Source organism: Streptomyces sp. NPDC044063, assembly GCF_056434285.1.
Map to the genome: position 1 here is coordinate 192128 of NZ_JBWKFM010000007.1, position 24199 is coordinate 216326.

Consider the following 24199-nt stretch of genomic DNA (forward strand, 5'->3'; position numbering starts at 1 on the left):
CCGCGCCCCGGACCGCCGCGTCGCTCCGGCCGGGACGGCCCCGGCAGCGGGACCCCGTACGCCCCGTAGGATGGGACGTATGGCGAAGACCGGTACGACGACCCAGGGGCTGCGCGCGGCGATCGAGCGCAGCGGCTACTACCCGGCCCTCGTGGCCGAGGCGGTGGAGGCCGCCGTGGGCGGGGAGCCGGTCGTCTCGTACCTGGTCCACCAGGAGACGACGTTCGACTCCAACGAGGTGCGCCGCCACGTCACGGTGCTGGTCCTCACCGGCACCCGATTCATCGTCAGCCACACCGACGAGCAGGCCGCGGACGGCACGTCGCCGTCCCCCTACGCCACCACCTCCACCGAGTCGGTGAAGCTGGAGCGCATCTCCTCGGTGGTGCTCAGCCGCGTCGTGGCCAACCCCGAGGCGTACACCCCGGGCACCCTGCCCCGCGAGGTCGTCCTCACCATCGGCTGGGGCGCGGTGTCCCGCATCGACCTGGAGCCCGCCGCCTGCGGCGACCCCAACTGCGACGCCGACCACGGCTACACCGGCTCCTCCACGGCCGACGACCTGAGCCTGCGCGTCAGCGAGGCGGGCGACGGTCCGGACACCGTCCGCCAGGCCCTCGCCTTCGCCCAGTCGCTCTCCGAGGCCACCGCGGCGACCGCCCGCTGATGTCACATCCCGCCTTCACCGGTTCCGCCTGGCCCGAGCCGGCCCCGCTCGACCCCCGCCACGCCCCGCTGCCCCGCTACGGCACCGGGTCCCTCGCCGACCTGCTGCCCACCGTCGCGGCCGGCCTGGGCGTCCCCGGCATGGCGAGCGGCCTGGAGCTGGCGCCGGCCGACCGGGTCTGCGTCTTCCTGATCGACGGCCTGGGCTGGGAGCTGCTGCGCGCCCACCCCGAGGAGGCGCCGTTCCTCCACTCGCTGCTGCCGTCGTCCATGAACGGCACCGGCGGGCCGCTCACCGCGGGCTTCCCCTCCACCACCGCGACCTCCCTGGCCTCGGTGGGCACGGGCCTGCCGCCCGGCGCCCACGGCCTGGCCGGCTACACCGTCGCCGATCCGGCGACGGGCGAGCTGATGAACCAGCTGCGCTGGCGTCCCTGGACCGACCCCCACGTCTGGCAGCCCTACCCCACGGTCTTCCAGCTGGCCGACGCCGCCGGCGTCGCCACCTGCCAGGTCTCGGCCCCCGACTTCCAGCACACCCCGCTCACGAAGATCGCGCTGAGCGGCGGCACCTTCCACGGCCGCCTCTCCGGCGAGGAGCGGATGGACTTCGCCGCCGACCGGCTCGCCGCCGCCGACCGCTCGCTCGTCTACACGTACTACAGCGAGGTGGACGGCAAGGGCCACCGCTTCGGTGTGGACTCCGAGGAATGGCGCGGCCAGCTGATGTACGTGGACCTGCTCGCGCAGCGCCTGGCCGAGCAGCTGCCGCCGCGCTCCGCGCTCTACGTCACCGCCGACCACGGCATGATCGACATCCCGTTCGACCCGGAGTCGCGCATCGACTTCGACGAGGACTGGGAGCTGCGCGCCGGTGTGGCGCTGCTGGGCGGCGAGGCCCGGGCCCGGCACGTCTACGCGGTGCCGGGCGCCGCCGCCGACGTCCTGGCGGTGTGGCGCGAGGTGCTCGGCGAGCAGATGTGGGTCGCGGGCCGGGACGAGGCGATCGAGGCGGGCTGGTTCGGCCCGCCCGGCGCGGGCGTCGACGACCGGGTGCACGGGCGCATCGGCGACGTCGTGGCCGCCGCCCGGGACGACGTCGCGATCGTCGCCACGGAGACCGAGCCCAACGAGTCCAGGATGGTCGGGCTGCACGGCTCGATGACGCCCGTCGAGCAGCTCGTACCACTGCTCGAAGTGCGCTCCTGAGGACCGGCTCCCGCCGGCCCCTCCCCACGCCCGTCCCACGCCCCCCACGACATACGAAAGGCATCGGCCTTCCCATGCCCGAGCTGGTGTTCTTCTCCGGAACGATGGACTGCGGAAAGAGCACCCTCGCTCTGCAGATCGAGCACAACCGTTCCGCCCGCGGCCTGCAAGGCATGATCTTCACCCGTAACGACCGCGCGGGCGAGGGCAAGCTGTCGTCGCGGCTCGGACTGGTGACCGACTCCGTGGAGGCGGGGGAGGGCTTCGACTTCTACGCCCACCTCGTCGCCCACCTCTCGGCGGGCGGCCGGGCCGACTACGTCATCGCGGACGAGGCGCAGTTCCTCACGCCCGAGCAGATCGACCAGCTGGCCCGGGTCGTCGACGACCTCGAGCTCGACGTCTTCGCCTTCGGCATCACCACCGACTTCCGCACCAAGCTCTTCCCCGGCTCCCAGCGGCTGATCGAGCTGGCGGACCGGGTGGAGGTGCTCCAGGTCGAGGCGCTGTGCTGGTGCGGGGCGCGGGCCACGCACAACGCCCGCACGGTCGGCGGGGAGATGGTGGTCGAAGGGGCCCAGGTCGTGGTGGGCGACGTCAACCAGCCGGAGACCGTGGTGGGTTACGAGGTGCTGTGCCGGCGCCACCACCGCCGCCGGCTGACCGCGGCCGCGGCGCGTGCCGCCGCCCTGTCGCCCGACGTGCTGCCGGTGGACCCGGACGGCTCCGTCCAGGGGTGACCCCGGCGTGTGCCGGGGCGGTGCTCAGGGCGCCGAGCGCAGCAGCGAGAAGACCGAGCCCTCGGGGTCGGCGACCCGCGCCACCCGGCCGCCCGGGCCCTGCGCGGGGGCGCTCAGCACCCGGCCGCCCAGCTCGGTGACGCGCCCGGCCGCCGCGTCGACGTCGGACACCTCGAAGTACGTCATCCAGTGCGGGCGGCGCAGCGCGTGCCCCGCGCCGCGGATCGCGGCGACCGGCCGGCCGTCCACGTGGAGGGTGACCGCGTCGGAGTCGACCGTCCCCGCCGCCTTGCTCTCGTAGCCGAAGAGCGCGCGGTAGAACTTCAGTACGACGGAGGCCTCGTAGGTCACCAGCTCGTGCCAGACCGGGGCGCCCGGCACCCCCGGGCACCGGTCGTCGGTCATCCGCCGCCCCTGCCACACCCCGAAGGCGGCGCCCGACGGGTCCGTGGCCAGCACCATCCGCCCGGCGTCCTCGGTCGCGAGCGGGCCCACGCCGACGGTGCCGCCGCAGCAGTGGATCCATTCCGCGCAGGCGTCCGCGTCGTCGCTCGCCAGATAGGTGGTCCAGGCGCCCGCGAGTTGACGATCCGCCGGGAGCTCGCCGATTCCGGCGACGTCCCGCCCGTCCAGGGTGGCCCGTACGTACGGGCCGGGCCGGCGCGGTCCGGGGCTGTAGTAGGACCAGCCGAACAGCCCGCCGTAGAACTCCTCGGTCGCCTCCAGGTCGTGCACCAGGAGACTGGTCCAGCAGGGGGTGCCCGGTGTCTGGCGCCGGGGCTCCTCCTCGCTGGTCTCGGAGGATCCCCATACCTCGGTCATCGTCAGTCGCTCCTCGGACCGTCGTGGTGGCCGCGCGTCCCGCGCCGGTCGCGGGCTTCGCGGTTCCCGCAGGAGCATGCCCGAATTCGCGTTCCGCTTCTGTGTCCGCGCCGTCGCCGTTCAGTATCGATCAGCATCGCGGCGTCTGGCCAGGGGGCCGTTCGCCGCACCGCCCGGTACGCCAGGATGGGGGTATGGACGCCATCATCACCGTTACGGACTGGGCGGGCGAGTCGGCCGGCGCGCAGCCGCCCACCCTGCTGGACATCCGCTACGTGCTAGGGGGCCCGCCCGGCCGTCCCGCGTACGAGGCCGGGCACCTCCCCGGCGCGGTCTACGTCGACATGGACGCCGAGCTCGCCGGGGAGCCGGGGGAGAGGGGCCGTCACCCCCTGCCGGACGTACGGGAGTTCGGCGCCGCCATGCGCCGCGCCGGGGTCCGCGACAACCATCCGGTCGTGGTGTACGACGGCGGGCTGGGCTGGGCGGCGGCACGCGCCTGGTGGCTGCTGCGCTGGGCCGGCCACCCGTCCGTACGGGTCCTGGACGGCGGGCTCGCCGCGTGGACCGCGGCGGGCGGCGAGCTGACGACGGACGTGCCGGTCGTACCGGAGGGCGACTTCACGCCGCGCCCGGGGGCGCTGCCGGTGCTCGACGCGGACGGCGCGGCGGCGCTGGCCCGCCGCGGGCTGCTGCTGGACGCGCGGGCGGGGGAGCGCTACCGGGGCGAGGTCGAGCCGATCGACCGCGTGGCCGGGCACATCCCGGGCGCGGTCTCGGCCCCCACCGCCGGCAACGTCGGGGAGGACGGCCGGCTGCTGCCCGCGAAGGCCCTCGCGGAGCGGTTCGGCGAGCTCGGCGCGGCGGACGCCACCGAGGTGGGCGTCTACTGCGGCTCGGGCGTGTCCGCGGCGCAGCAGGTGCTCGCGCTGGCGGTGGCGGGCATCCCGGCCGCGCTGTACGTGGGCTCGTGGAGCGAGTGGTCCGGCGACCCGCGGCGGCCCGTGGCGACGGGGCCCCAGCCGGGCTGACCGGCGAACGCCCACCGGGCGGGGCGGGGACCCACGGCCCTCACCCCGCCCGGCGGCACGACGTCACTCAAGCCGCTCGGGTCACTCCCGCTACCCGCGTCACTCCTGCTTCTTGCGCCGCGTACCGAAGACGATCTCGTCCCAGCTCGGCACGGCGGCGCGGCGGCCCGGACGGACGCCGTCCGCCTCGGCCTGGCGGTCCGTCGCGCCGATCAGGCGCTCGCGGTGGCTCGCCACCGAGCGCGGCATGAGCACGTCGGCGTACGCGGACCCGGCGCTGGCGGCCGGCGCGGGCGGCTCGACCGCCTCCGGCTCCTCCGCCGGCGGGTCGGGCACGACGGCCGGCGGGGTCGACGGGGGCTCGGGCACGACCATGTCGCCCCGGAAGCTGGGCACCGCCTCCAGCAGGCTGGTCAGGGAGTCGCGCTCCTTGGCCGGCTCGTCCGCCGGCGCGTCGTCGGAGGAGGCCTCCGGCTCGGCCGGGGCCCCGGCGCCCTGCCGGTCCCGGTCAAGGGAACGATCCAGCGGCCGGTCGCGCGGCAGCCGTGCGATGCGCGGCACGAAGGGGAAGCTCGGCTCGGGCGTGTCGTCGGTCTCGCCGATCAGCGCGCGGGCCTCGTCGTCCAGCGCCTGAACGATCCGGCGCGGCGGGTCGTACGTCCAGCTCGCCGCGCGCGGCTCGCCGGAGGAGCGGTAGACGAGGAGGACCTCCCACGTGCCGTCGTCGCGGCGCCAGGAGTCCCACTGCGCGGTGTCCTTGTCGGCGCCGCGCAGCACGAGCCGCTCGCCGACGGCCTCGCCCAGCGGTGGTCCGGTGTTCTCGCCGGGGCGGCGCACCGGCGTCTTGCGGGCCCGCTCGGCCATGAAGGCGCGCTCGGCGAGCACGGGGCCCTCGAAGCGCCGCACCCGTTCCACCGGGATGCCGGCGAGCTGGGCGACCTCCTCGGCGGAGGCGCCGGCCCGGATGCGGGCCTGGATGTCGCGGGGCCGGAGGTGGCTCTCCACCTCGATCTCGATCTGCCCCAGACGCGCGCGGTCGTTGCGTACTGCGGCACGCAGCCGCTCATCGATGGGGAGCGTGTACTCCGTGCTGTCCGCAGCCTTGAGAACCAGCCGTGTGCCGTCGTTGGAGACTGCCACGACACGCAGTTCGGGCATGGGGACCTCCCGGGTGGTGCCTGCCGACGTCACCTGCGTCGCTGCTTCCGCTAGTCGAGTGTGGCCTGCCCGGGTAGCAGCCTGCCACAACATTGCCGAGTTGACGGGGCGAGAGCCGCCCGGGCCCCCGTCCCGTGGTTCCGGGCAGCCGGACGGGATATTGGGGCCAGGGCTCGTCACAGTACTCCATTCGGGCCACCGGGCGTGGATCGGCGCGCCAGGGAAGTTCACCTGCGGCAAGGGAGTTGGAATGCGCCCCTTGGGAGACGGGATCACGGGCGGGGGCGGAGGTGGTGTCGAGGTTCACACAATCGCCCGATTCGGAACTGTTCGTCAGCCTCGAATGTCTCTTCTAGCTGCAAGAGGGACCGAAAGGAACAACAGAGGCTGGAGATGGACGACAAACCCGAAAGCGAGGCAAAAGGCAAGGAAAGGCGCCTGGACCTGAGCGTCGCGCAGGTCGCCGGCAGCGCCCTGGCGGCGGTGGTCGCCGCGCTCCTCGCGGGCAAACTCGGTGTATACGGCACGGTGATCGGTGCCGGTGTCGTGAGTGTCGTGGCCACGACCGGTGGAACGCTCTTCCAGCACATGTTCAAACGTACGGGCGAACAGATTCGCGAGGCGGCCACCGTGCAGGCGGAGCCCCGGTTGCGCCGTGTCCCGGTGCGCGAGGCGGGCCGGGCCGTCGACCGGGCCCGCTCGGCGGACGACGCGACACGCGCCCTGCCCCTCGTCGACGACCGCACGCAACCCCTGCACCAGGCGTCACCGACCGGAGCACATCCGGCGCAGTCCTGGGCGTACGCCGGTGCGTACCCCGGCGCGCAGGACCGGACGCACGTCAACGACTCCTCCGACCCGGCCGGCTGGTCCGAGGAGTTCTCCCACGGCACGACCCACGGCACCCGGCTGCGCGGCTGGAAGCGGCCGGCCCTGGCCGCCGGCCTGGTCTTCGCCGTGGCGATGGGCACCGTGACCGCCTGGGAGCTGGTCTCCGGCTCCAGCGCGGACGGCGGCGACGGCACCACGGTCACCCGCCTCTTCCAGCCGGGGAGCGGGAAGAAGGACGAGAAGCGGGACCCCGACCCCGGACGGACGCCGGGCACCGGCCGGTCGGACGCCGACCGCGGCGGCGGCACCGGCGAGGACGCCGCCGCCACACCGTCCCCGGACGCGTCGCGGCAGGGCGGTGGGGACGGCGGCGCCTCGCCGGATCCCAAGACCTCGCCCTCCCCGGACGGCGGGAGCAGCCCGTCCCCGGTCCCCACGCCCCGGCCCAGCACGACGCCGGACTCCGGCGGCACCGGCACCGGTGGCAAGGGCGGCGCGACCGGCGGCCAGGGCACCGGCACCGGTGGTCAGTCCGCGCCGCCGGCCCCCGGCCAGAACGCGGCCGCCGGCACGGGCACGGGCCCCACGACCGGCACGTCCTCCTGAACCGGGCCGGACCGAACCGGGCCGGACCGCCCTCCGCTCACGCGCCCAGGACGCGCCGCAGATAGGCGTTGCCGAAGACGCGGTGCGGGTCCAGCCGGTCCCGCACCGCGGTGAACTCCCCGAAGCGCGGATAGACGCCGGCCAGGTACGCCGCGTCGCGGCTGTGCAGCTTGCCCCAGTGGGGCCGGCCGCCGTGCGCGGTCATGATCCGCTCGGCCGCCGTGAAGTACTCCAGGTAGGGGACGCCGCGGTACTGGTGCACGGCGATGTAGGCGGTGTCCCGGCCCGACGCCGTGGAGAGCGGTATGTCGTCGGCCGGCGCCACCCGCACCTCCACCGGGAAGCCGGTCCGCAGCCGCCGGCGCTCGATCATCTCCCGCAGCTCCCGCAACGCGGGCATCGCCGCCGCGCGCGGAACGGCGTACTCCATCTCCAGGAAGCGCACCCGGCGGGGGCTGGTGAAGACCTTGTACGGGACGTCGGTGTAGGTACGGGCCGACAGTGCCCGCCCGGAGACGGCGGCGATCGCGGGCACCGCGGCCGGCACGGCCCGGCCCAGCGCGCACGCGGCGGCGAAGACGCCGTTGGAGACGAGCTCGTCGGTCACCCAGCCGCTCACCCGGCCGACCGGCGCGGCCGGACCCGCGGCGCGGTTGTTGCGCTTGGTGACGCAGCGGTCGGTGTGGGGGAACCAGAAGAACTCGAAGTGCTCGTTCCGCGCCACCAGCGTGTCGAACTCCGCCGTCACCCGGTCCAGGGCCATCGGCTCCTCGCGCGCCGTGAGCAGGAACTCCGGCTCCACGGCGAGGGTGACCGCACTGATCACGCCCAGCGCGCCCAGCCCCACCCGGGCCGCCGCGAAGACCTCCGGATGCTCCGCGGCCGAGCAGCGCAGCACCGAGCCGTCGGCCGTCACCAGCTCCAGGCCCCGGATCTGGGCCGCGATCGCGCCCGAGTCCCGGCCCGTGCCATGGGTGCCGGTGCTCACCGCGCCGGAGACCGTCTGTTCCATGATGTCGCCCATGTTGGCCAGCGACAGGCCGTGGGCGGAGAGGGTCCTGTTCAGCTCCCGGAGGGTCGTGCCCGCCCCGGCGGTCACCGTCCCCGTGGCCCGGTCCACGGCGTGGACGCCGGTGAGCCGGTCCGGCCGCACCAGCAGGCCGTCCGTCGCCGCGGCCGCGGTGAAGGAGTGGCCGGAGCCGGCCGCCTTCACCGTCAGCCCCTCGGAGGCCGCCCGCACGATCGCGGCGGACAGCTCCTCCACCGTGGCCGGGGCCACGGTCCGTACCGGTCGGGCGGTGATGTTCCCCGCCCAGTTACGCCAGGCACTGCTCGTTCGCGTCGTCGCCGTCATCAGCGCCAACCCCCACCTGCTCAGGCGCCGGCCGCAGCCGGCGGTACCCGAGGAACGCGACGGCCGCCGCGAGCAGCCCCGCCGCGCCGGGCACCAGGTACCCCGCCTCGGCGCCGGCCGCGTCCACCGCCCAGCCGGCGGCCGACGAACCCAGCGCCACGCCGACCGCGAGTCCGGTGCTCGTCCAGGTCATGCCCTCGGTCAGCTGCGCGCGCGGTACGTACTGCTCGACGAGGGCCATCGTGGTGACCATCGTCGGCGCGATGGCGAGGCCCGCGACAAAGAGCGCCACGGCCAGGACCGGCAGGTTCCCGACCAGTTGGAGCGGGATCATACTCACGGCCATCGCACACACGCCCAGGACCCAGCGCCGGGCCGGGTCGCCCTTGAGGTGCAGCAGCCCGAAGACCGCGCCCGCCAGGCAGGACCCCAGCGCGTAGACGGCCAGCTCCAGGCTCGCCGCCGCCTTGTGGCCCTGCGCGTCGGCGAAGGCCACGGTCACCACCTCGACCGACCCGAACAGCGCCCCGGTGGCCACGAAGGTCACCACCAGCACCTGGAGCCCGGGGGAGCGCAGGGCGGAGGCGACCCCCTGCGCCGCGTGGGGGTGCGGCCGGGGCTCGGTGGCCCGCTGCGCGGTCAGCCAGAACACCCCGACGGCCAGGAAGCAGCCCGCCAGCAGCGGGCCCGCCTCCGGGAACCAGGCGGTGGACAGGCCGATCGACAGGATGGGCCCGACGATGAAGACCACCTCGTCTATCACCGACTCGGCCGCGTACGCCGTGTGGAGCTCGCGCGGCGAGCCGCTGTAGATCGCCGCCCACCGGGCCCGCACCATCGATCCCACGCTCGGCACACAGCCCGCGCCCGCCGCGAAGACGAAGAGCGTCCAGTCCGGCCACCGCTGCTGAGCGCTCAGCAGCAGCCCCGCCAGCGACGCCAGCGCGACCGTCGTCGCCGGACGCAGGATCCGGCGCTGCCCGTGCCGGTCGACCATCCGCGAGATCAGCGGCCCGAGCACGGCCGCCGCGATCGCGAGGGTCGCGGTCAGCGCGCCCGCCAGCCCGTACCGGCCGGTGATCTGGGAGATCATCGTGACGATGCCGACGCCCAGCATCGACAGGGGCATCCGGCCGAGGAGGCCCGCGGCGGAGAAGCCCTTCGTGCCGGGGGCGGCGAATATGGCGCTGTAGGGGCTGGACAACGACGGCTCCCGGAGGGATGGGTGAAGGGGACGCGGACGAGGGTGCCGTAAGGGATGTACGTGGCTGATACAGCTTACGTGCGTACTTTTGTTCGGCGCACTGCCATTTCCCGGCGGCCGGTGCCGGGTGGCAGGATCGGACGCATGTCGGATCTGCCAGCTCACGCCCCCTACGACGCCCTGCTGTTGCTCTCCTTCGGCGGACCCGAGGGCCCGGAGGACGTCGTCCCGTTCCTGGAGAACGTCACCCGCGGCCGGGGCATCCCCCGGGAACGACTGAAAGAGGTCGGGCAGCACTACTTCCTCTTCGGCGGCGTCAGCCCGATCAACGACCAGAACCGCACGCTGCTGCGGGCCCTGCGCGAGGACTTCGCGGCGAGCGGCCTGGACCTCCCGGTGTACTGGGGCAACCGCAACTGGGCGCCCTACCTCACCGACACGCTGCGCGAGCTGACCGCCGCCGGCCACCGCCGCGTGCTGACGCTGACCACCAGCGCGTACGCCTCCTACTCGGGCTGCCGGCAGTACCGCGAGAACCTGGCCGACGCGCTGGCCGCCCTCACGGCCGAGGGCCTGACGCCGCCCCGCGTCGACAAGCTGCGGCACTACTTCAACCACCCCGGCTTCGTCGGCCCCATGGTGGACGCGACGCTGGCCGCCCTGGACCGGTTGCCCGAGGACGTACGGGACGGCGCCCGGCTGGCCTTCACCACCCACTCCGTCCCCACCTCCGCCGCCGACTCCTCCGGGCCCGCCGAGGCCCACGGCGAGGGCGGCGCCTACGTCGCCGAGCACCTCGACGTCGCCCGCACCGTCGCCGCCGCCGTGCGCGAACGGACCGGCACCGACCGGCCCTGGGACCTCGTCTACCAGTCGCGCAGCGGCGCCCCGCACATCCCCTGGCTCGAACCCGACATCTGCGACCACCTCGAAGCCGTGCACGGCGAGGGCGCCCCGGCCGTCGTCATGGTGCCGATCGGCTTCGTCTCGGACCACATGGAGGTCCGGTACGACCTCGACACCGAGGCCACCGCCAAGGCGGCCGAGCTCGGCCTCCCGGTGGCCCGCGCCGCCACGGTCGGCGCCGACCCGCGCTTCGTCGCGGCCGTCCGCGAGCTGGTCCTGGAGCGCGCCGCGACCGAGCGCGGCGAACACCCCGAGCGCTGCGCCCTGGGCGCCCTCGGCCCCAGCCACGACCTCTGCCCCGTCGGCTGCTGCCCGGCCCGGGCCCCCCGCCCGGCCGCCGCGGGCGCCGACAGCCCGTACGCGTAAGGAGCGAAAGCACCGTGACCGACACCCTCAAGGCCGCACTCCTGGAGGTGGCCCTCGAAGCCGCCGCGCGGGCCGGCGCGCTCCTGAAGGACGGGCGGCCGGCCGATCTCGGCGTGGCCGCGACCAAGACCAGCCCCATCGACGTCGTCACCGAGATGGACATCGCCGCCGAGAAGCTGATCACCGGCTTCCTCGCCGAGCGGCGCCCCCAGGACGGCCTCCTGGGCGAGGAGGGCGCCAGCACCGAGGGCACCAGCGGGGTGCGCTGGGTGATCGACCCCATCGACGGCACCGTGAACTACCTCTACGGACTGCCGTCCTGGGCCGTGTCGATCGCCGCCGAGATCGACGGCGGGGCGGTCGTGGGCGTCGTCGCGGCACCGGAGCGCGGCGAGACCTACCGCGCAGTGCGGGGCGAGGGCGCCTTCCTGGGGGAGCGGCGGCTGACGGTCCGCCCGGCCCCCGCCCTCGACCAGGCGCTGATCGGCACGGGCTTCGGCTACCTCCAGAGCCGCCGGGCCGCCCAGGCCGAGGTGCTGCGCACGCTGCTGCCGGAGGTGCGCGACATCCGGCGCGGCGGCTCGGCCGCCATCGACCTGTGCGACGTGGCCTGCGGCCGGCTGGACGGCTACTACGAGCGGGGCCTCAACCCCTGGGACCACGCCGCCGGCGCGCTGATCGCCCGCGAGGCGGGCGCGCTCACGGGCGGGCGGCCCGGCCTGGCCGAGTCGGGCGAGCTGACGGTGGCCGCGCCGCCCGGCCTCTTCGAGCCACTCCAGGCCCGCCTGGAGGCGCTGGGCGCCTGGCGGGACCTGGAGGACGACCGGGGCTAGCGGGGCCGTACACGGCGGAGCGCCCCGGTGCCGATGCGGCACCGGGGCGCTCCGTACGCGGGATCCGGGAGCGGATCAGGCCGCGCCGACGTGCACACCGTGCTCGGCGGCCAGGCGGTGGAGGTCGTCCAGCTCGGCCTGCTCCACCTCGGCGAGGAATTCGTCCCCGGTCCGGCGGGCATGGTCGAGGTCGGAGCGGGTGGCTGCTATGCGCTGCAGAAGGCCCGCGGTGAAAGCGTCCATGGTGGTGCGCCCCCTTCGTCGTGGGTCGGCGGCACGGGGGTGTGCCACGGCGAAAACGATCACGCGCGTGGTCCCGGGTACACGGGGGCGTACCGAGGAGCGTGATCGCGGGTGTGCAGACGTCTTCCCCACCCCTGTCCGGGCGGAAACCTCCGGCACCGGAGCAATCCGGAATCCCTTCCCCGGTTGGCCGTCCGGCACCCCTTACGGCCGGTTTATCGACATCCGAGGCAGGATGGAGTGACCCACAGGGGTCGTTCGAGGCTGCCCACCAGGGCTCAAAGGGAAGGATCAACGCCGTGCGCGTACTCGTCGTCGAGGACGAGCAGCTGCTCGCAGACGCCGTCGCCACCGGACTGCGCCGGGAGGCCATGGCCGTCGACGTCGTGTACGACGGGGCGGCCGCGCTGGAGCGCGTCGCCGTCAACGACTACGACGTGATCGTGCTCGACCGGGACCTGCCGCTCGTCCACGGCGACGACGTCTGCCGCAAGGTCGTCGAGCTCGGCATCCCCACCCGCGTCCTGATGCTCACCGCCTCCGGCGACGTCAGCGACCGCGTGGAGGGCCTGGAGATCGGGGCCGACGACTACCTCCCCAAGCCGTTCGCCTTCAGCGAGCTCACCGCGCGCGTGCGCGCCCTGGGCCGGCGCACCACCGTCGCGCTGCCGCCCGTCCTGGAGCGGGCCGGGATCAAGCTCGACCCCAACCGCCGCGAGGTGTTCCGCGACGGACGCGAGGTGCAGCTGGCGCCCAAGGAGTTCGCCGTGCTGGAGGTGCTCATGCGCAGTGAGGGAGCCGTGGTGTCGGCCGAGCAGCTGCTGGAGAAGGCCTGGGACGAGAACACCGACCCGTTCACCAACGTCGTGCGGGTCACCGTCATGACGCTCCGCCGCAAGCTCGGCGAGCCCCCGGTGATCGTCACCGTGCCGGGCTCCGGTTACCGGATCTGACGGCGATGTCGACCCCCGCGCCCCCCACGCCGGCGGCCCCGCCCAAGCCCACCTGGGACCCCCGCCAGCCGGTCGTCCGCCCCTTCCCGTGGCTGCGGCCCACCATCCGCATACGGCTCACCCTGCTGTACGGCGGGATGTTCCTGATGGCCGGCGTCCTGCTGCTGACGATCATCTATCTGCTGGCCGCCAACGCGCTGAGCGTGGGCAGCGAGCCGCTGATCAAGCTGACCGACGGCAGCGTGGTGACGGTCACCGGCTCCACCTGCCCGCAGCTGAAGACCCCCGGCCTGACCTCCGGCGAGGCCAACCGCATCCTCGAGACGTGCATGCAGCACCAGCGCGCCGCCGCGCTGGAGTCCCTGCTGCGCCGCTCCCTGCTGGCCCTCCTCGGCCTCGCCGTGATCGCCTTCGCCTTCGGCTACGCCATGGCGGGCCGGGTGCTCTCGCCGCTGGGCAAGATCACCCGTACGGCCCGCCGGGTGGCCGGCACGGACCTCACCCGGCGCATCGAACTGGGTGGGCCGGACGACGAGTTGAAGGAGCTCTCGGACACCTTCGACGAGATGCTGGACCGGCTGGAGCGGGCGTTCACCGCCCAGCAGCGATTCGTGGCCAACGCCTCGCACGAGCTGCGCACCCCGCTGGCGATCAACCGCACGCTGCTGGAGGTCAGCCTCTCCGACCCCGGGGCCTCCCCGGAGCTGCACCAGCTGGGCAAGACGCTGCTGGCCACCAACGAGCGCAGCGAGCAGCTCGTGGAGGGCCTGCTGCTGCTCGCCCGCAGCGACAACGAGATCGTGGACCGCAAGCCGGTGGACCTGGCCGAGGTGGCCTCCCAGGCCCTGGACCAGGCCCGTACGGAGGCCCAGGCCAAGGGCGTGGAGCTGCGCGGCACCCGGCAGCCCGCGGTCGTGCAGGGCAACGGCGTGCTGCTGGAGCGGATCGCGCTGAACCTGGTGCAGAACGCGGTGCGTTACAACACCCCGGACGGGTGGGTGGAGGTCACGACCATGGCACAGCCGGGACAGGCGGTGCTGGTGGTGGAGAACACCGGCCCGGTCGTCCCCGCCTACGAGGTGGACAACATCTTCGAGCCGTTCCGCCGGCTGCGTACGGAGCGTACGGGCAGTGACAAGGGCGTCGGCCTGGGGCTGTCCATCGTGCGCTCGGTGGCGCGGGCGCACGGCGGGCGGATCACGGCGGAGCCCCGCGAGGGAGGAGGCCTGGTCATGCGGGTCGTCCTGCCCACCTGACACCCGTCCGACCGGTTCGCCGGGAGTCTGCGACAATGGGTCGGCCACGGTTCGCTTTGGGCGGAATTTCACCGTTCCGACCGTCATCGTGGCCGTGTGTGTTCCGTCACACACGCTGACTTCAAGCCATCTACTCTCCGTAGTCGGAAACGATCGGCGGCCGCCTGAAAAATGGGGGTTTCCGGGGGTCCTGATCACGGGAAGTACACGGGATGGCGTGGCCGCGCACGGTTTTCCGGCCGTGTACGGTCCCCATCGCCACCCAACTCGATCACCTCTTCAGGTGTGCGGTTGGGTGTCGATTGAGTAACAGACCTTGATGTGAGGCAAAATCTCCGCCTCGGGTCGGGCACAAGTCCGGCCTCTCACGCGTTACGTGCGCTGGAGACACCGCAGACACCCAGAGGGGGAGAGCGACATGGCAACGGACTACGACACCCCACGCAAGACCGACGAGGACGTCGACAGCGACAGCCTGGAAGAACTCAAGGCTCGGCGCAACGACAAGTCGGCCTCGAGCGTCGACGTCGACGACTTCGAGGCCGCCGAGGGCATGGAACTGCCCGGCGCGGACCTTTCCAACGAGGAACTGGCCGTCCGGGTCCTGCCCAAGCAGGCCGACGAGTTCACCTGCATGAGCTGCTTCCTCGTGCACCACCGCAGCCAGCTGGCCGGCGAGAAGAACGGTCAGCCGATCTGCCGCGACTGCGAGTGAGGCGAGGGTCTGCCATGGCAGGCTCGACCCCGTTCCGCAAGTGGCGCTCCCGGCAGCCCGAGCCGACCACCGGGCCCGCCGTGAGCGCATCTGGCGAGATGGTCGACGCGAACGTCGAGCGAGGCCGCTGGGCCTCGCTCGCCGCCGCAGGCCGTCGTAGCGCCTGGCTGCGGCAGGGCGGCCGGGGGGCGAGGGCGGGTCTGGCCGCCGTCGCCGACCGGATCATCGCCACCGCCCCGCGCGTCCCCGTGCGGGATCTGGAGACGCTCCGCGCGCAGTTCCCCGGCCTCGGGCCGGAGGAGCTCGCGGACAAGCTGGTGGCCGGCGCCAGCTACGGCACCTCGACCGTCGGCGCCGGGATCGGCGCCGCGGCCATGATGCCCGTGCCGCCCGCCATGCCCGCCGAACTGGCGGCGGAGATCGTCGGCGTCGCCGCCGTGGAGTACAAGCTGATCGCCGAGCTCCACGAGGTCTACGGCGTCCGCGCGCCCGGCACCCCCCGCCAGCGGATCCTCGCCTATCTGGGCGCCTGGGCCGACGAGCGGGGCATCGACGTCACGTCCCCCCTGACCGTCAACGCCGCGCTCGGCGGGCAGCTCAAACGGGAACTGCGTCAGCGGATCCTCAAGCGCACCTTCCGCAACCTGCCCAACCTCGCGCCCTTCATGATCGGGGCGGCCGTGGGCGCGGCGATGAACCGCCGGGAGACCCGGCGGCTCGCCGAGAAGGTCCGCAAGGACCTCCGCAAGCGCCAGGTGCCCTGGGACGAGCAGGGCCTGGGCCTCGCCTAGGCCTCAGGCCCGCGCGGCCGTCAGAGCGGCTGCCAGCCGCTCGGGGGTGCGGGTGGAGAGGTAGAGGTAGGGCGTCGGGTCCGCCGGGTCCGTGACCTCGATCCGCACCGCCGTCGGCACATAGCCCCGCAGCAGCATGAACGCGCGGGTGTCGGCCTTGTGGGTGCGCCAGGCCCGGGCCTCCTCCGCGTCCAGGACCTCCGGCACTCCCAGCGCCTCCAGCGGGACGCGCGCGTCCCCCGCGACCAGGGCGCCGCCCACCACCCGGATCCGCACCGAGCCGTACGAGCTGACCGCGGCCGCGGTGAGCGCGCCACCGCCGACCAGGCCGCCGAGCAGGGGCAGCGTGCCCAGCGGCAGCAGGATCAACCCCATGGCGATCCCGGCGAGAACCGCGATGAACCACCAGGAACGGGGCGCGGTCAGGCGTTCTTCGTAAGGCTGCATGCGCACAAGCTTGGCACGGGCGGGACCGGGTGCCGTCGGCGCGGGTAAGGTCAGCCCCTGTGAGTGGACGAACGACAGCGGCGACACCGCCGCCCGACGCCGTACCCCCGGTACGGCACCCCGAAGCCCCGGCGCCCGGCGAGATCATCGGGTCGCACTACGAGTACTGCTTCGGCTGTGGCGGCGGAGTACCGCATGGGCTGCACCTGGAGACGCGGGCCGGTGACGGTGTGTGCGTCACCGCCGAGTTCCGGGTCAAGGAGGCCCACCAGGGCGCGCCCGGGCTGGCGCACGGCGGTGTGCTGGCCACGGCGCTGGACGAGACGCTGGGCGCCCTGGGCTGGCTGCTGCGCGCCATCGCGGTCACCGGCCGGCTGGAGACGGACTACGTCCGCCCGGTGCCCGTGGACTCGGTGCTGCACCTGGACGCCGAGGTCGTCGCGGTGGCGGGTCGCAAGATCTACTGCACCGCCACGGGCCGGATCGGCGCCCCCGACGGACCGGTCGCGGTGCGCGCGAAGGCGGTGTTCATCGAGGTCAAGATCGACCACTTCATCGAGAACGGCCGCAAGGACGAGATCCAGGCCGTCCTCGCCGACCCCGACCAGGTGAAGGTCGCCCGAGCCTTCGAGGTGAACCCGTGAGCGGCGCACGCGAGGCCTCCGGGCCGCGGACGACGTACGAGCCGCACGTTCGCCTCGCGGGCGGAGAAGCGAACAGGAGCAAGCACTGATGCGGCCGCCCGTCGACGTCCTCATCCGCCGGCTCGACCCCGAGGTGCCGGTTCCCGCCTACGGTCACCCCGGCGACGCCGGCTGCGACCTGGTCACCACCGAGGCCGCCGAGCTCGCCCCCGGCGAGCGGCTGGTGCTGCCCACCGGCATCTCGATCGCGCTGCCCGACGGGTACGCCGCGTTCGTCCACCCCCGCTCGGGTCTCGCCGCCCGCTGCGGGGTGTCCATGGTCAATGCCCCGGGCACCATCGATGCCGGGTACCGTGGAGAGATCAAGGTGATTGTGGTCAATCTGGACCCGCGCGAGAGCGTCCGGTTCGAGAGGTTCGACCGCGTCGCCCAGTTGGTTGTCCAGCAGGTCGAGAAGGTCCGCTTCCACGAGGTGGCGGAGCTTCCCGGCTCGGCACGGGCCGAAGGGGGCTTCGGGTCCACCGGTGGCCACGCTGCCGTGGGGAATGGATTCGCTTCGGTCGCCAGCGACCGGGAAGGACAGTGACGTGTTCGGTCGTCGCCGCAAGCGCAGCGAGGACGTCGTCGAGAGTGCCGACCGCCTCGACGACGTGACCTCCGAGGAGTCGGACGAGGACGCCCTCGCCGACGAGGACGCACATGCCACCGCGGCCGCGAGCCGGATCCGGCTGGAGCCGGAGCCGCGCCCCGACGGGCCGTGGGACATCTCCGAGGTCAGGGAGCCCGGTGACGGGCGCGTGGACCTCGGCGGGCTGTTCGTGCCCGGCGTCGAGGGCATGGAACTGCGGGTCGAGGTCGCCGGTGACGCGATCGTCGCCGCGACCGTGGTGCTGCGCGACAGCGCCGTGCAGCTGCAGGCCTTCGCCGCACCCAAGCGCGAGGGCATCTGGCACGAGGTCCGCGAGGAGATCGCGAACGGCATCACCCAGCAGGGCGGTGTCGTCGAGGAGATCGAGGGAACGCTCGGCTGGGAGCTGCGGGCCCAGGTGCCCGTGGCGCTGCCGGACGGCACCCAGGGTGTGCAGCTGGTGCGCTTCGTCGGCTGCGACGGGCCGCGCTGGTTCCTGCGCGGTGTGATCTCGGGCCAGGGCGCGGTCCAGCCGCAGACCGCCGGGCTGCTGGAGCAGATCTTCCGCGACACCGTCGTGGTGCGCGGCGAGTCGCCGATGGCGCCCCGCGACCCGATCGTGCTGAAGCTGCCCGAGGACGCCCAGATGGTGGCCGAGGGCCTCCAGCAGGAGGAGCAGGGCTCGCGCTTCGCCGGTGGTGTGGACCGCCTCCAGCGCGGCCCGGAGACCACCGAGGTGCGCTGAACCCCAGCAGACACCCAAGCCGATCCAAGGCAGGCGAACCGGCCGGTACACGGCCGGATTCCGCCGTTTCGCTGGGCCGGAACCCGATGCACGGGTTCCGGCCCAGCGGCGTTTGCGCAGGTCCGGACCGCGTCCGTATGAATCCCGTCAAGGCGGCGCTAATGGCCGTAAGGGAGGCGTCAACGAAGGCCGTACCCACCGGTAACGGATGTTTCCTCTAGAGGTCAGTTCACCCGAACCTCTCTAGGAGCACACGATGGCCGACGTGGCCTTCGTCGTCACCACGGTCGCGGTCTTCGCGCTGGTGGCTCTCGTCGCCAAGGGGGTGACGAAGCTGTGACCGCCGAGAACATCGTCGGCCTCGTCGTGGCCGTCGCCCTCCTGGGCTACCTGATCCTCGCCCTCGTTTACCCGGAGAGGTTCTGAGCACTCACATGAGCCCCGTTCTCTCCGGAGTCCTCCAGCTCACCGCCCTGGTCGCCGCGCTCGCGCTCTGCTACCGCCCGCTCGGCGACCACATGGCCCGCGTCTACTCCTCCGACAAGCACCTGCGCGCCGAGAAGTGGATGTACCGCCTCATCGGCGCGGACCCGGACGCCGAGATGCGCTGGCCCGCCTATCTGCGCGGCATCCTCGCCTTCTCCGTCGTCGGCCTCCTCTTCCTCTACCTGCTCCAGCGCGTCCAGGGCGTCCTGCCCGACTCGCTCTCGCTGGGCTTCACCGCGATCAGCCCCGACCAGGCGTTCAACACCGCCGCGTCGTTCGTCGCGAACACCAACTGGCAGTCGTACTCCGGCGAGCAGGCCATGGGCCACGCCGTGCAGACGCTCGGCCTCGCCGTCCAGAACTTCGTCTCGGCCGCCGTCGGCATGGCCGTCGCCGTCGCGCTCGTCCGGGGCTTCGCCCGCTCGCGCACCGGGGAGCTGGGCAACTTCTGGGCCGACCTGGTGCGCGGCACCGTCCGCATCCTGATCCCGCTCTCCGTCGTCGGCGCGCTGATCCTCGTCGCCTGTGGCGCGATCCAGAATTTCGCGGGCATCCACGACATCGGGCAGCTCACCGGCGGCACCCAGCAGGTCAACGGTGGCGCGGTGGCCTCCCAGGAGGTCATCAAGGAGCTGGGCACCAACGGCGGCGGCTACTTCAACGCCAACTCCGCCCACCCCTTCGAGAACCCGAACGCCTTCACCAACCTCTTCGAGGCGTTCCTCATCCTCGTCATCCCGTTCTCGCTGACCCGCACCTTCGGCAAGCTCGTCGGCAACGTCAAGCAGGGCTACGCGATCCTGGCCACCATGGGCCTGATCTGGCTCGGCTTCACCGCGCTGATGATGTGGACGGAGTACGCGCACCACGGCGCGGCGCTCCAGGCGGCCGGCGGCGCGATGGAGGGCAAGGAACAGCGGTTCGGCGTCGGCGCCTCCGCGATCTTCGCGACCACGACGACGCTCACCTCGACCGGTGCCGTGGACTCCTTCCACTCCTCCTTCACCGGCCTCGGCGGCGGCATCGCCCTGCTCGGCATGATGCTCGGCGAGATCGCCCCCGGCGGTGTGGGCTCCGGCCTCTACGGCATGCTGGTGATGGCGATCATCGCGGTCTTCATCGCGGGCCTGATGGTCGGCCGCACGCCCGAGTACCTGGGCAAGAAGATCGGCACCCGCGAGATCAAGCTCGCCGCGTGCTACATCCTCATCACCCCGACGCTGGTCCTGGGCTTCACCGCGCTGTCCATGGCACTGTCCTCGCCGCCGGAGTCGATCCTCAACACGGCCGGCAACTCGGTGCACGACAGCGGCGCCCACGGCTTCTCCGAGGTGCTCTACGCCTTCACCTCCGGCGCCAACAACAACGGCTCGGCCTTCGCCGGCCTCAACGCCAACACCCCCTGGTACAACACCACGATCGGCCTCGCCATGCTGCTCGGCCGCTTCCTGCCGATGGTCTTCGTCCTGGCGCTGGCCGGCTCGCTCGCCGAGCAGCAGCCCGTCCCCGAGACCGCGGGCACCCTGCGGACCGAGAAGCCGCTCTTCGCGGGCCTCCTCGTCGGCGCGATCCTCATCATCACCGGCTTGACCTACTTCCCGGCCCTGGCCCTTGGCCCGATGGCGGAGGGACTCTCATGAGCACGACCACACCTGTCCGTACCGCCTCCGAGGACCCCAAGGACACCCGCCCGCACGGTGACGAGGAGCACGGCCGCGTCTCCGGCGGCCTCTTCGACCCGGCGCAGCTGCTGAAGTCGCTGCCCGACGCCTTCCGGAAGCTCGACCCGCGGGTGATGGTCAAGGCCCCGGTCATGTTCGTGGTCCTGGTCGGCTCGGTGGCCACCACCGTGCTGGCGCTGGAGCACCCCGGCGACTGGTTCGGCTGGGCGATCACCGTCTGGCTGTGGCTGACCGTCCTCTTCGCCAACCTCGCCGAGGCCGTCGCCGAGGGCCGTGGCAAGGCGCAGGCCGACACCCTGCGCAAGGCCAAGACCGACACCGTCGCCCGCCGGCTGAACGGCGACGCCGAGGAGTCGGTGCCGGGCACCGAGCTGCGCGTGGGCGACCTCGTCGTCTGCGAGGCCGGCGACATCATCCCGGGCGACGGCGACGTCGTCGAGGGTGTGGCCTCCGTCGACGAGTCCGCCATCACGGGTGAGTCGGCCCCGGTCATCCGTGAGTCCGGCGGTGACCGCTCGGCCGTCACCGGTGGCACCAAGGTCCTCTCCGACCGCGTCGTCGTCCGGATCACGACGAAGCCCGGCGAGACCTTCATCGACCGGATGATCAACCTGGTCGAGGGCGCCGCCCGGCAGAAGACGCCGAACGAGATAGCCCTCAACATCCTGCTGGCCTCGCTCACCATCGTCTTCCTGCTGGCCGTCGTCACCCTCCAGCCCTTCGCGATCCACGCCGGCGCCGAGCAGACGATGATCGTGCTGGCCGCCCTGCTGGTCTGTCTCATCCCGACCACCATCGGCGCGCTGCTCTCCGCGATCGGCATCGCCGGCATGGACCGGCTGGTGCAGCGCAACGTCCTGGCGATGTCCGGGCGCGCGGTGGAGGCCGCGGGCGACGTCTCGACGCTGCTGCTCGACAAGACGGGCACCATCACCTACGGCAACCGCCGTGCCAGCGAGTTCGTGCCCGTGCGGGGCACCACGGCCACCGAGGTCGCCGAGGCCGCCCAGCTCTCCTCGCTCGCCGACGAGACGCCCGAGGGCCGCTCGATCGTCGCCCTCGCCCTGGAGAAGTACGAGCTGCCCGAGCGCCACCAGGGCGAGCTCGTGGGCGCCGAGTGGGTGCCCTTCACGGCGCAGACCCGTATGTCGGGCGTGGACGTGGCGGGCCGCAAGGTCCGCAAGGGCGCGACCGGTTCGGTCATCGCCTGGGTCGAGGAGCGCGGTGGCGCCGTCGCCGAGGACGCCCGGGCGCTGACGGACGCGATCAGCCAGGCGGGCGGTACGCCGCTGCTGGTCGCGCTGGAGGACGCCGAGGGCGCCCGGGTGCTGGGCGTCATCCACCTCAAGGACGTCGTCAAGGAGGGCATGCGCGAGCGGTTCGAGGAGCTGCGGCGCATGGGCATCAAGACCGTCATGATCACGGGCGACAACCCGCTGACGGCCGCGGCCATCGCCGAGGAGGCCGGCGTCGACGACTTCCTCGCCGAGGCCACCCCCGAGGACAAGATGGCCCTCATCAAGCGCGAGCAGGCCGGCGGCAAGCTCGTCGCCATGACCGGCGACGGCACCAACGACGCGCCCGCCCTGGCCCAGGCCGACGTGGGCGTGGCCATGAACACCGGCACCTCCGCCGCCAAGGAGGCCGGGAACATGGTCGACCTGGACTCCGACCCGACCAAGCTCATCGAGATCGTCGAGATCGGCAAGCAGCTGCTCATCACGCGCGGCGCCCTGACCACGTTCTCGATCGCCAACGACGTCGCGAAGTACTTCGCGATCATCCCGGCGATGTTCGCCGTGGCCTACCCGGGCCTGGACAAGCTCAACATCATGGGCCTGGCCTCCCCGGAGTCGGCCATCCTGTCGGCCGTCGTCTTCAACGCACTGATCATCGTGGCCCTGGTGCCGCTCGCCCTCAAGGGCGTCCGCTACCGCCCGATGAGCGCGGACGCCATGCTCCGCCGCAATCTCCTGATCTACGGACTGGGCGGTCTCATCTCCCCGTTCATCGGCATCAAGATCATCGACATGCTCATCTCCCTCATCCCTGGCATCGGGTGACGTCACCATGAACAACTCCGTACGCGGCACGGCCCGCCTGCTGGGCGCGGGGCTGCGCGCCCTCCTCGTCCTCACGGTGGTCTGCGGGGTGATCTACCCCCTCGTCGTCACCGGCATCGCCCAGGCGGCCTTCCACGACAAGGCCAACGGCTCCGAGATCAAGGCCGGCGGCAGGTCCGTCGGCTCCGAGCGGCTCGGCCAGACCTACGACCTGAAGGAGAAGGGCGAGGACGGCAACGCCCTGCCCGACCCGAAGTACTTCCAGCCCCGCCCCTCGGCCGCCGGCCCCAACACCGAGAACACGCGCTACAAGCTGCTGGTCTCCGGCGCCTCCAACCTCGCGGCGGACAGCAAGGTGCTGCTGGAGAACGTCGAGAAGCGGCGGACGGACGTCGCGGCCTTCAATGGCGTCTCCCCGGCGTCCGTCCCGGTGGACGCGCTGACCGCCTCGGCCTCGGGTGTCGACCCGGACATCTCCCCGGAGTACGCGCGACTCCAGGCCAAGCGGGTCGCCAAGGCCAACGGCCTGCCGGCGGCGAAGGTCGAGAAGCTGGTCGAGGACCATGTGGACGGCCGCGTCCTGGGCTTCATGGGCGAGGAGCGGGTGAACGTGCTCCGGCTCAACGTGGCGCTGAGGGAGCTCGCGAAGGGGGCCCGGGGCTGACCGTCCCGGCCGCGTCCGACCCGGAACGCGCCCCGCCGATTCCTGGTGGGGCGCATTCCACTTGTTCCGCCACGAGCTGATTGTCCGTCTATTCCCGCCTGTGGCAAGGTTTGAGCCGCTTACGATCACCGGCATGAAGATCACCTCGAAGATCGCCACAGCGGCGGCCGCCACGGCAGCCGGTGCTGCCGCCGCCGTCGTGATGATCCCGTCGGCCGGGCACGCCGCGGACGCGTCCGGTACCCGACAGCTCGTCGTCAACCACTACAGCAACCAGTGCCTCCAGGCCCTCGGTACGGACAACGGCTCGCCCGCCGTGCAGGGATACTGCGAGAACGGCCCGAAGGCGCAGTGGCGCGTCGAACGCGTGGGCACCTCGGCCGACTTCCGGATCATTCACGCCGAGAGCGGCAGATGCCTGGAGATAGCCGACTCCCGCAAGGACAACGGTGCCCCGGCCCAGCTGTGGAGTTGTGTCGACAAGGCGGCCACCCAGCTCTGGCGGTTCGACACCCTCAACGACATCGCGCTCATCGCCAACAAGAACAGCGGCAAGATCCTGGAGATCGAGAACTCCAGCCTCAAGCCCGGCGCGCGCGCCCAGCAGTGGTCCTACTCCTCCACCGCCAAGGGTCAGTCGTGGCGCCTGCCCCAGGTCCCCGGCGAGGACCCCACGCGTCCGCCGACGGCGAAGCCCACCGCCGAGCCCACCCCGCTCCCCACCACGCGTCCGAGCCAGGGCCCGACGACGGGTCCGAGCCAGGGTCCGACGACGGCACCGAGCCAGGACCCGCGGCCCACCCAGGCCCCCACGGAGCGTCCGGCCACCGCCCGCCCCACCCCGCAGCCGCCCACGATGTGGCCGAGCGCCGGCACCGCGCGCTGAGCCATCGGGCGCTGGGCCACCGCGCCTGATCACCGCCCCCGCCCCCACCCCTGTCGCCGATGGGGGAGGGGCGGGGGTGCTCGCATGCTCCCCGGCGGGGGCGGGTGAGGGCGCGCGTTACGCCCCGGGGCGTCAGAGCTGCGTCAATACCCGCCGTCCAGCCACCCCTCGCCCGAAATGTCGGTTTCCCGGGTCGTAAGGTCGAGGTGCGCGACGGTGTGGCACCTCAGGACGGAGAACCGCCCCGAACACCGTCGCGATTCCTGAAAG

The 24199-nt window shown here is 72.8% G+C and carries 25 protein-coding genes and 1 pseudogene; 19 read left to right on the forward strand and 7 right to left on the reverse strand.

Annotation, left to right across the window (positions count from 1 at the left end):
• Positions 1-79: 79 nt before the first annotated feature.
• The 3 genes from AC07BS_RS12150 (at position 80) to AC07BS_RS12160 (ending at position 2615) form a co-directional block, all read left to right on the forward strand.
• Entirely contained in the window at positions 80-667 is a 588-nt protein-coding gene (locus tag AC07BS_RS12150; protein ID WP_478640918.1) for a DUF5998 family protein, read from the forward strand.
• A complete protein-coding gene (locus AC07BS_RS12155; RefSeq protein ID WP_478931796.1) occupies positions 667-1875 on the forward strand; it encodes an alkaline phosphatase family protein in 1209 nt (402 codons plus the stop codon). The genes AC07BS_RS12150 and AC07BS_RS12155 overlap by 1 nt, the downstream gene beginning before the upstream one ends.
• Positions 1876-1949: 74 nt before the next feature.
• Positions 1950-2615: a thymidine kinase gene (locus AC07BS_RS12160; protein WP_478640915.1), complete on the forward strand. Its 666-nt coding sequence runs from the start codon at positions 1950-1952 to the stop codon at positions 2613-2615.
• Positions 2616-2639: 24 nt separating this feature from the next.
• On the opposite strand, the gene AC07BS_RS12165 is transcribed toward AC07BS_RS12160, so the two are convergent.
• The gene (locus tag AC07BS_RS12165) at positions 2640-3437 is read right to left on the reverse strand and encodes a VOC family protein (RefSeq protein ID WP_478640913.1); all 798 of its coding nucleotides are present in this window, start codon (positions 3435-3437) and stop codon (positions 2640-2642) included.
• A gap of 194 nt (positions 3438-3631) precedes the next feature.
• Here AC07BS_RS12165 and AC07BS_RS12170 point away from each other — a divergent pair, with 194 nt between their 5' ends.
• Entirely contained in the window at positions 3632-4468 is an 837-nt protein-coding gene (locus AC07BS_RS12170; RefSeq protein ID WP_478640911.1) for a sulfurtransferase, read from the forward strand.
• A 99-nt stretch (positions 4469-4567) separates the two neighbouring features.
• Here AC07BS_RS12170 and sepH read toward each other — a convergent pair whose 3' ends face one another.
• Positions 4568-5659: a septation protein SepH gene (gene sepH, locus AC07BS_RS12175; protein WP_478640909.1), complete on the reverse strand. Its 1092-nt coding sequence runs from the start codon at positions 5657-5659 to the stop codon at positions 4568-4570.
• Between the two features lie 360 nt (positions 5660-6019).
• Here sepH and AC07BS_RS12180 point away from each other — a divergent pair, with 360 nt between their 5' ends.
• Positions 6020-7063, forward strand: coding sequence for a hypothetical protein (locus AC07BS_RS12180; RefSeq protein ID WP_478931799.1), 1044 nt, complete (start codon positions 6020-6022; stop codon positions 7061-7063).
• A gap of 37 nt (positions 7064-7100) precedes the next feature.
• On the opposite strand, the gene AC07BS_RS12185 is transcribed toward AC07BS_RS12180, so the two are convergent.
• Both AC07BS_RS12185 and AC07BS_RS12190 read right to left on the reverse strand, forming a co-directional pair.
• Positions 7101-8417 carry a D-arabinono-1,4-lactone oxidase gene (locus AC07BS_RS12185; protein WP_478931800.1) on the reverse strand — a complete coding sequence of 439 codons (1317 nt, stop codon included), beginning with the start codon at positions 8415-8417 and terminating at the stop codon, positions 7101-7103.
• The gene (locus AC07BS_RS12190) at positions 8380-9621 is read right to left on the reverse strand and encodes an MFS transporter (RefSeq protein ID WP_478640900.1); all 1242 of its coding nucleotides are present in this window, start codon (positions 9619-9621) and stop codon (positions 8380-8382) included. Before AC07BS_RS12190 ends, AC07BS_RS12185 begins: the two co-directional genes overlap by 38 nt.
• A gap of 144 nt (positions 9622-9765) precedes the next feature.
• Here AC07BS_RS12190 and AC07BS_RS12195 point away from each other — a divergent pair, with 144 nt between their 5' ends.
• Positions 9766-10893 (forward strand): ferrochelatase, encoded by a 1128-nt coding sequence (locus tag AC07BS_RS12195; RefSeq protein ID WP_478931803.1) that lies wholly within the window; start codon positions 9766-9768, stop codon positions 10891-10893.
• A gap of 14 nt (positions 10894-10907) precedes the next feature.
• A complete protein-coding gene (locus AC07BS_RS12200) occupies positions 10908-11726 on the forward strand; it encodes an inositol monophosphatase family protein (RefSeq protein ID WP_478931805.1) in 819 nt (272 codons plus the stop codon).
• Between the two features lie 75 nt (positions 11727-11801).
• Here the strand turns inward: AC07BS_RS12200 and AC07BS_RS12205 are convergent, their stop codons facing one another.
• Complete coding sequence (locus tag AC07BS_RS12205; protein WP_478640894.1) at positions 11802-11969, reverse strand: hypothetical protein; 168 nt, start codon at positions 11967-11969, stop codon at positions 11802-11804.
• A 299-nt stretch (positions 11970-12268) separates the two neighbouring features.
• Here AC07BS_RS12205 and AC07BS_RS12210 point away from each other — a divergent pair, with 299 nt between their 5' ends.
• The 4 genes from AC07BS_RS12210 (at position 12269) to AC07BS_RS12225 (ending at position 15684) form a co-directional block, all read left to right on the forward strand.
• On the forward strand, positions 12269-12922 hold the full coding sequence (locus AC07BS_RS12210; protein WP_478640892.1) for a response regulator transcription factor: 654 nt from the start codon (positions 12269-12271) through the stop codon (positions 12920-12922).
• 5 nt (positions 12923-12927) lie between these two features.
• A complete protein-coding gene (locus AC07BS_RS12215) occupies positions 12928-14178 on the forward strand; it encodes a sensor histidine kinase (RefSeq protein ID WP_478640890.1) in 1251 nt (416 codons plus the stop codon).
• Between the two features lie 418 nt (positions 14179-14596).
• The gene (locus tag AC07BS_RS12220; protein WP_190110455.1) at positions 14597-14893 is read left to right on the forward strand and encodes a DUF4193 domain-containing protein; all 297 of its coding nucleotides are present in this window, start codon (positions 14597-14599) and stop codon (positions 14891-14893) included.
• Between the two features lie 14 nt (positions 14894-14907).
• Positions 14908-15684, forward strand: coding sequence for a hypothetical protein (locus AC07BS_RS12225; RefSeq protein WP_478640888.1), 777 nt, complete (start codon positions 14908-14910; stop codon positions 15682-15684).
• A 3-nt stretch (positions 15685-15687) separates the two neighbouring features.
• Here AC07BS_RS12225 and AC07BS_RS12230 read toward each other — a convergent pair whose 3' ends face one another.
• The gene (locus AC07BS_RS12230) at positions 15688-16131 is read right to left on the reverse strand and encodes a DUF3093 domain-containing protein (RefSeq protein ID WP_478640886.1); all 444 of its coding nucleotides are present in this window, start codon (positions 16129-16131) and stop codon (positions 15688-15690) included.
• A 59-nt stretch (positions 16132-16190) separates the two neighbouring features.
• Here AC07BS_RS12230 and AC07BS_RS12235 point away from each other — a divergent pair, with 59 nt between their 5' ends.
• The 8 genes and pseudogenes from AC07BS_RS12235 to AC07BS_RS12270 form a co-directional block, all read left to right on the forward strand.
• A complete protein-coding gene (locus tag AC07BS_RS12235) occupies positions 16191-16775 on the forward strand; it encodes a PaaI family thioesterase (RefSeq protein ID WP_478640885.1) in 585 nt (194 codons plus the stop codon).
• An 88-nt stretch (positions 16776-16863) separates the two neighbouring features.
• Positions 16864-17361 carry a dUTP diphosphatase gene (gene dut, locus AC07BS_RS12240; RefSeq protein ID WP_478931807.1) on the forward strand — a complete coding sequence of 166 codons (498 nt, stop codon included), beginning with the start codon at positions 16864-16866 and terminating at the stop codon, positions 17359-17361.
• Positions 17321-18148, forward strand: coding sequence for a DUF3710 domain-containing protein (locus tag AC07BS_RS12245; RefSeq protein ID WP_478931808.1), 828 nt, complete (start codon positions 17321-17323; stop codon positions 18146-18148). Before dut ends, AC07BS_RS12245 begins: the two co-directional genes overlap by 41 nt.
• Before the next feature lie 336 nt (positions 18149-18484).
• A complete protein-coding gene (kdpF, locus tag AC07BS_RS12250) occupies positions 18485-18574 on the forward strand; it encodes a K(+)-transporting ATPase subunit F (RefSeq protein WP_365409864.1) in 90 nt (29 codons plus the stop codon).
• An 8-nt stretch (positions 18575-18582) separates the two neighbouring features.
• Positions 18583-20274 carry a potassium-transporting ATPase subunit KdpA gene (gene kdpA, locus AC07BS_RS12255; RefSeq protein WP_478640874.1) on the forward strand — a complete coding sequence of 564 codons (1692 nt, stop codon included), beginning with the start codon at positions 18583-18585 and terminating at the stop codon, positions 20272-20274.
• Positions 20271-22379: a potassium-transporting ATPase subunit KdpB gene (gene kdpB, locus AC07BS_RS12260; protein ID WP_478640872.1), complete on the forward strand. Its 2109-nt coding sequence runs from the start codon at positions 20271-20273 to the stop codon at positions 22377-22379. The genes kdpA and kdpB overlap by 4 nt, the downstream gene beginning before the upstream one ends.
• 7 nt (positions 22380-22386) lie before the next feature.
• A complete protein-coding gene (gene kdpC / locus AC07BS_RS12265; protein ID WP_478640870.1) occupies positions 22387-23043 on the forward strand; it encodes a potassium-transporting ATPase subunit KdpC in 657 nt (218 codons plus the stop codon).
• Positions 23044-23245: 202 nt separating this feature from the next.
• Positions 23246-23680 (forward strand): annotated as a pseudogene (locus AC07BS_RS12270) (RICIN domain-containing protein); the annotation flags it as partial.
• Here the strand turns inward: AC07BS_RS12270 and AC07BS_RS12275 are convergent.
• Positions 23677-23934, reverse strand: a complete 258-nt coding sequence (locus AC07BS_RS12275) for a glycine zipper domain-containing protein (protein WP_478641106.1) — start codon at positions 23932-23934, stop codon at positions 23677-23679. The pseudogene AC07BS_RS12270 and the gene AC07BS_RS12275 overlap by 4 nt on opposite strands.
• Positions 23935-24199 lie beyond the last annotated feature (265 nt).

Bases quoted from the DNA above. Each gene is read 5' to 3' on its own strand.
- AC07BS_RS12160 (WP_478640915.1), top strand. From the start codon at position 1,950: ATGCCCGAGCTGGTGTTCTTCTCCGGAACGATGGACTGCGGAAAGAGC.
- AC07BS_RS12185 (WP_478931800.1), bottom strand. From the start codon at position 8,417: ATGACGGCGACGACGCGAACGAGCAGTGCCTGGCGTAACTGGGCGGGG.
- kdpA (WP_478640874.1), top strand. From the start codon at position 18,583: ATGAGCCCCGTTCTCTCCGGAGTCCTCCAGCTCACCGCCCTGGTCGCC.
- AC07BS_RS12245 (WP_478931808.1), top strand. From the start codon at position 17,321: ATGGATTCGCTTCGGTCGCCAGCGACCGGGAAGGACAGTGACGTGTTC.
- AC07BS_RS12155 (WP_478931796.1), top strand. From the start codon at position 667: ATGTCACATCCCGCCTTCACCGGTTCCGCCTGGCCCGAGCCGGCCCCG.
- AC07BS_RS12220 (WP_190110455.1), top strand. From the start codon at position 14,597: ATGGCAACGGACTACGACACCCCACGCAAGACCGACGAGGACGTCGAC.
- AC07BS_RS12150 (WP_478640918.1), top strand. From the start codon at position 80: ATGGCGAAGACCGGTACGACGACCCAGGGGCTGCGCGCGGCGATCGAG.
- AC07BS_RS12230 (WP_478640886.1), bottom strand. From the start codon at position 16,131: ATGCAGCCTTACGAAGAACGCCTGACCGCGCCCCGTTCCTGGTGGTTC.
- kdpB (WP_478640872.1), top strand. From the start codon at position 20,271: ATGAGCACGACCACACCTGTCCGTACCGCCTCCGAGGACCCCAAGGAC.
- AC07BS_RS12195 (WP_478931803.1), top strand. From the start codon at position 9,766: ATGTCGGATCTGCCAGCTCACGCCCCCTACGACGCCCTGCTGTTGCTC.
- AC07BS_RS12225 (WP_478640888.1), top strand. From the start codon at position 14,908: ATGGCAGGCTCGACCCCGTTCCGCAAGTGGCGCTCCCGGCAGCCCGAG.
- AC07BS_RS12215 (WP_478640890.1), top strand. From the start codon at position 12,928: ATGTCGACCCCCGCGCCCCCCACGCCGGCGGCCCCGCCCAAGCCCACC.
- dut (WP_478931807.1), top strand. From the start codon at position 16,864: ATGCGGCCGCCCGTCGACGTCCTCATCCGCCGGCTCGACCCCGAGGTG.
- AC07BS_RS12165 (WP_478640913.1), bottom strand. From the start codon at position 3,437: ATGACCGAGGTATGGGGATCCTCCGAGACCAGCGAGGAGGAGCCCCGG.
- AC07BS_RS12205 (WP_478640894.1), bottom strand. From the start codon at position 11,969: ATGGACGCTTTCACCGCGGGCCTTCTGCAGCGCATAGCAGCCACCCGC.
- AC07BS_RS12275 (WP_478641106.1), bottom strand. From the start codon at position 23,934: ATGGCTCAGCGCGCGGTGCCGGCGCTCGGCCACATCGTGGGCGGCTGC.
- AC07BS_RS12180 (WP_478931799.1), top strand. From the start codon at position 6,020: ATGGACGACAAACCCGAAAGCGAGGCAAAAGGCAAGGAAAGGCGCCTG.
- kdpC (WP_478640870.1), top strand. From the start codon at position 22,387: ATGAACAACTCCGTACGCGGCACGGCCCGCCTGCTGGGCGCGGGGCTG.
- AC07BS_RS12170 (WP_478640911.1), top strand. From the start codon at position 3,632: ATGGACGCCATCATCACCGTTACGGACTGGGCGGGCGAGTCGGCCGGC.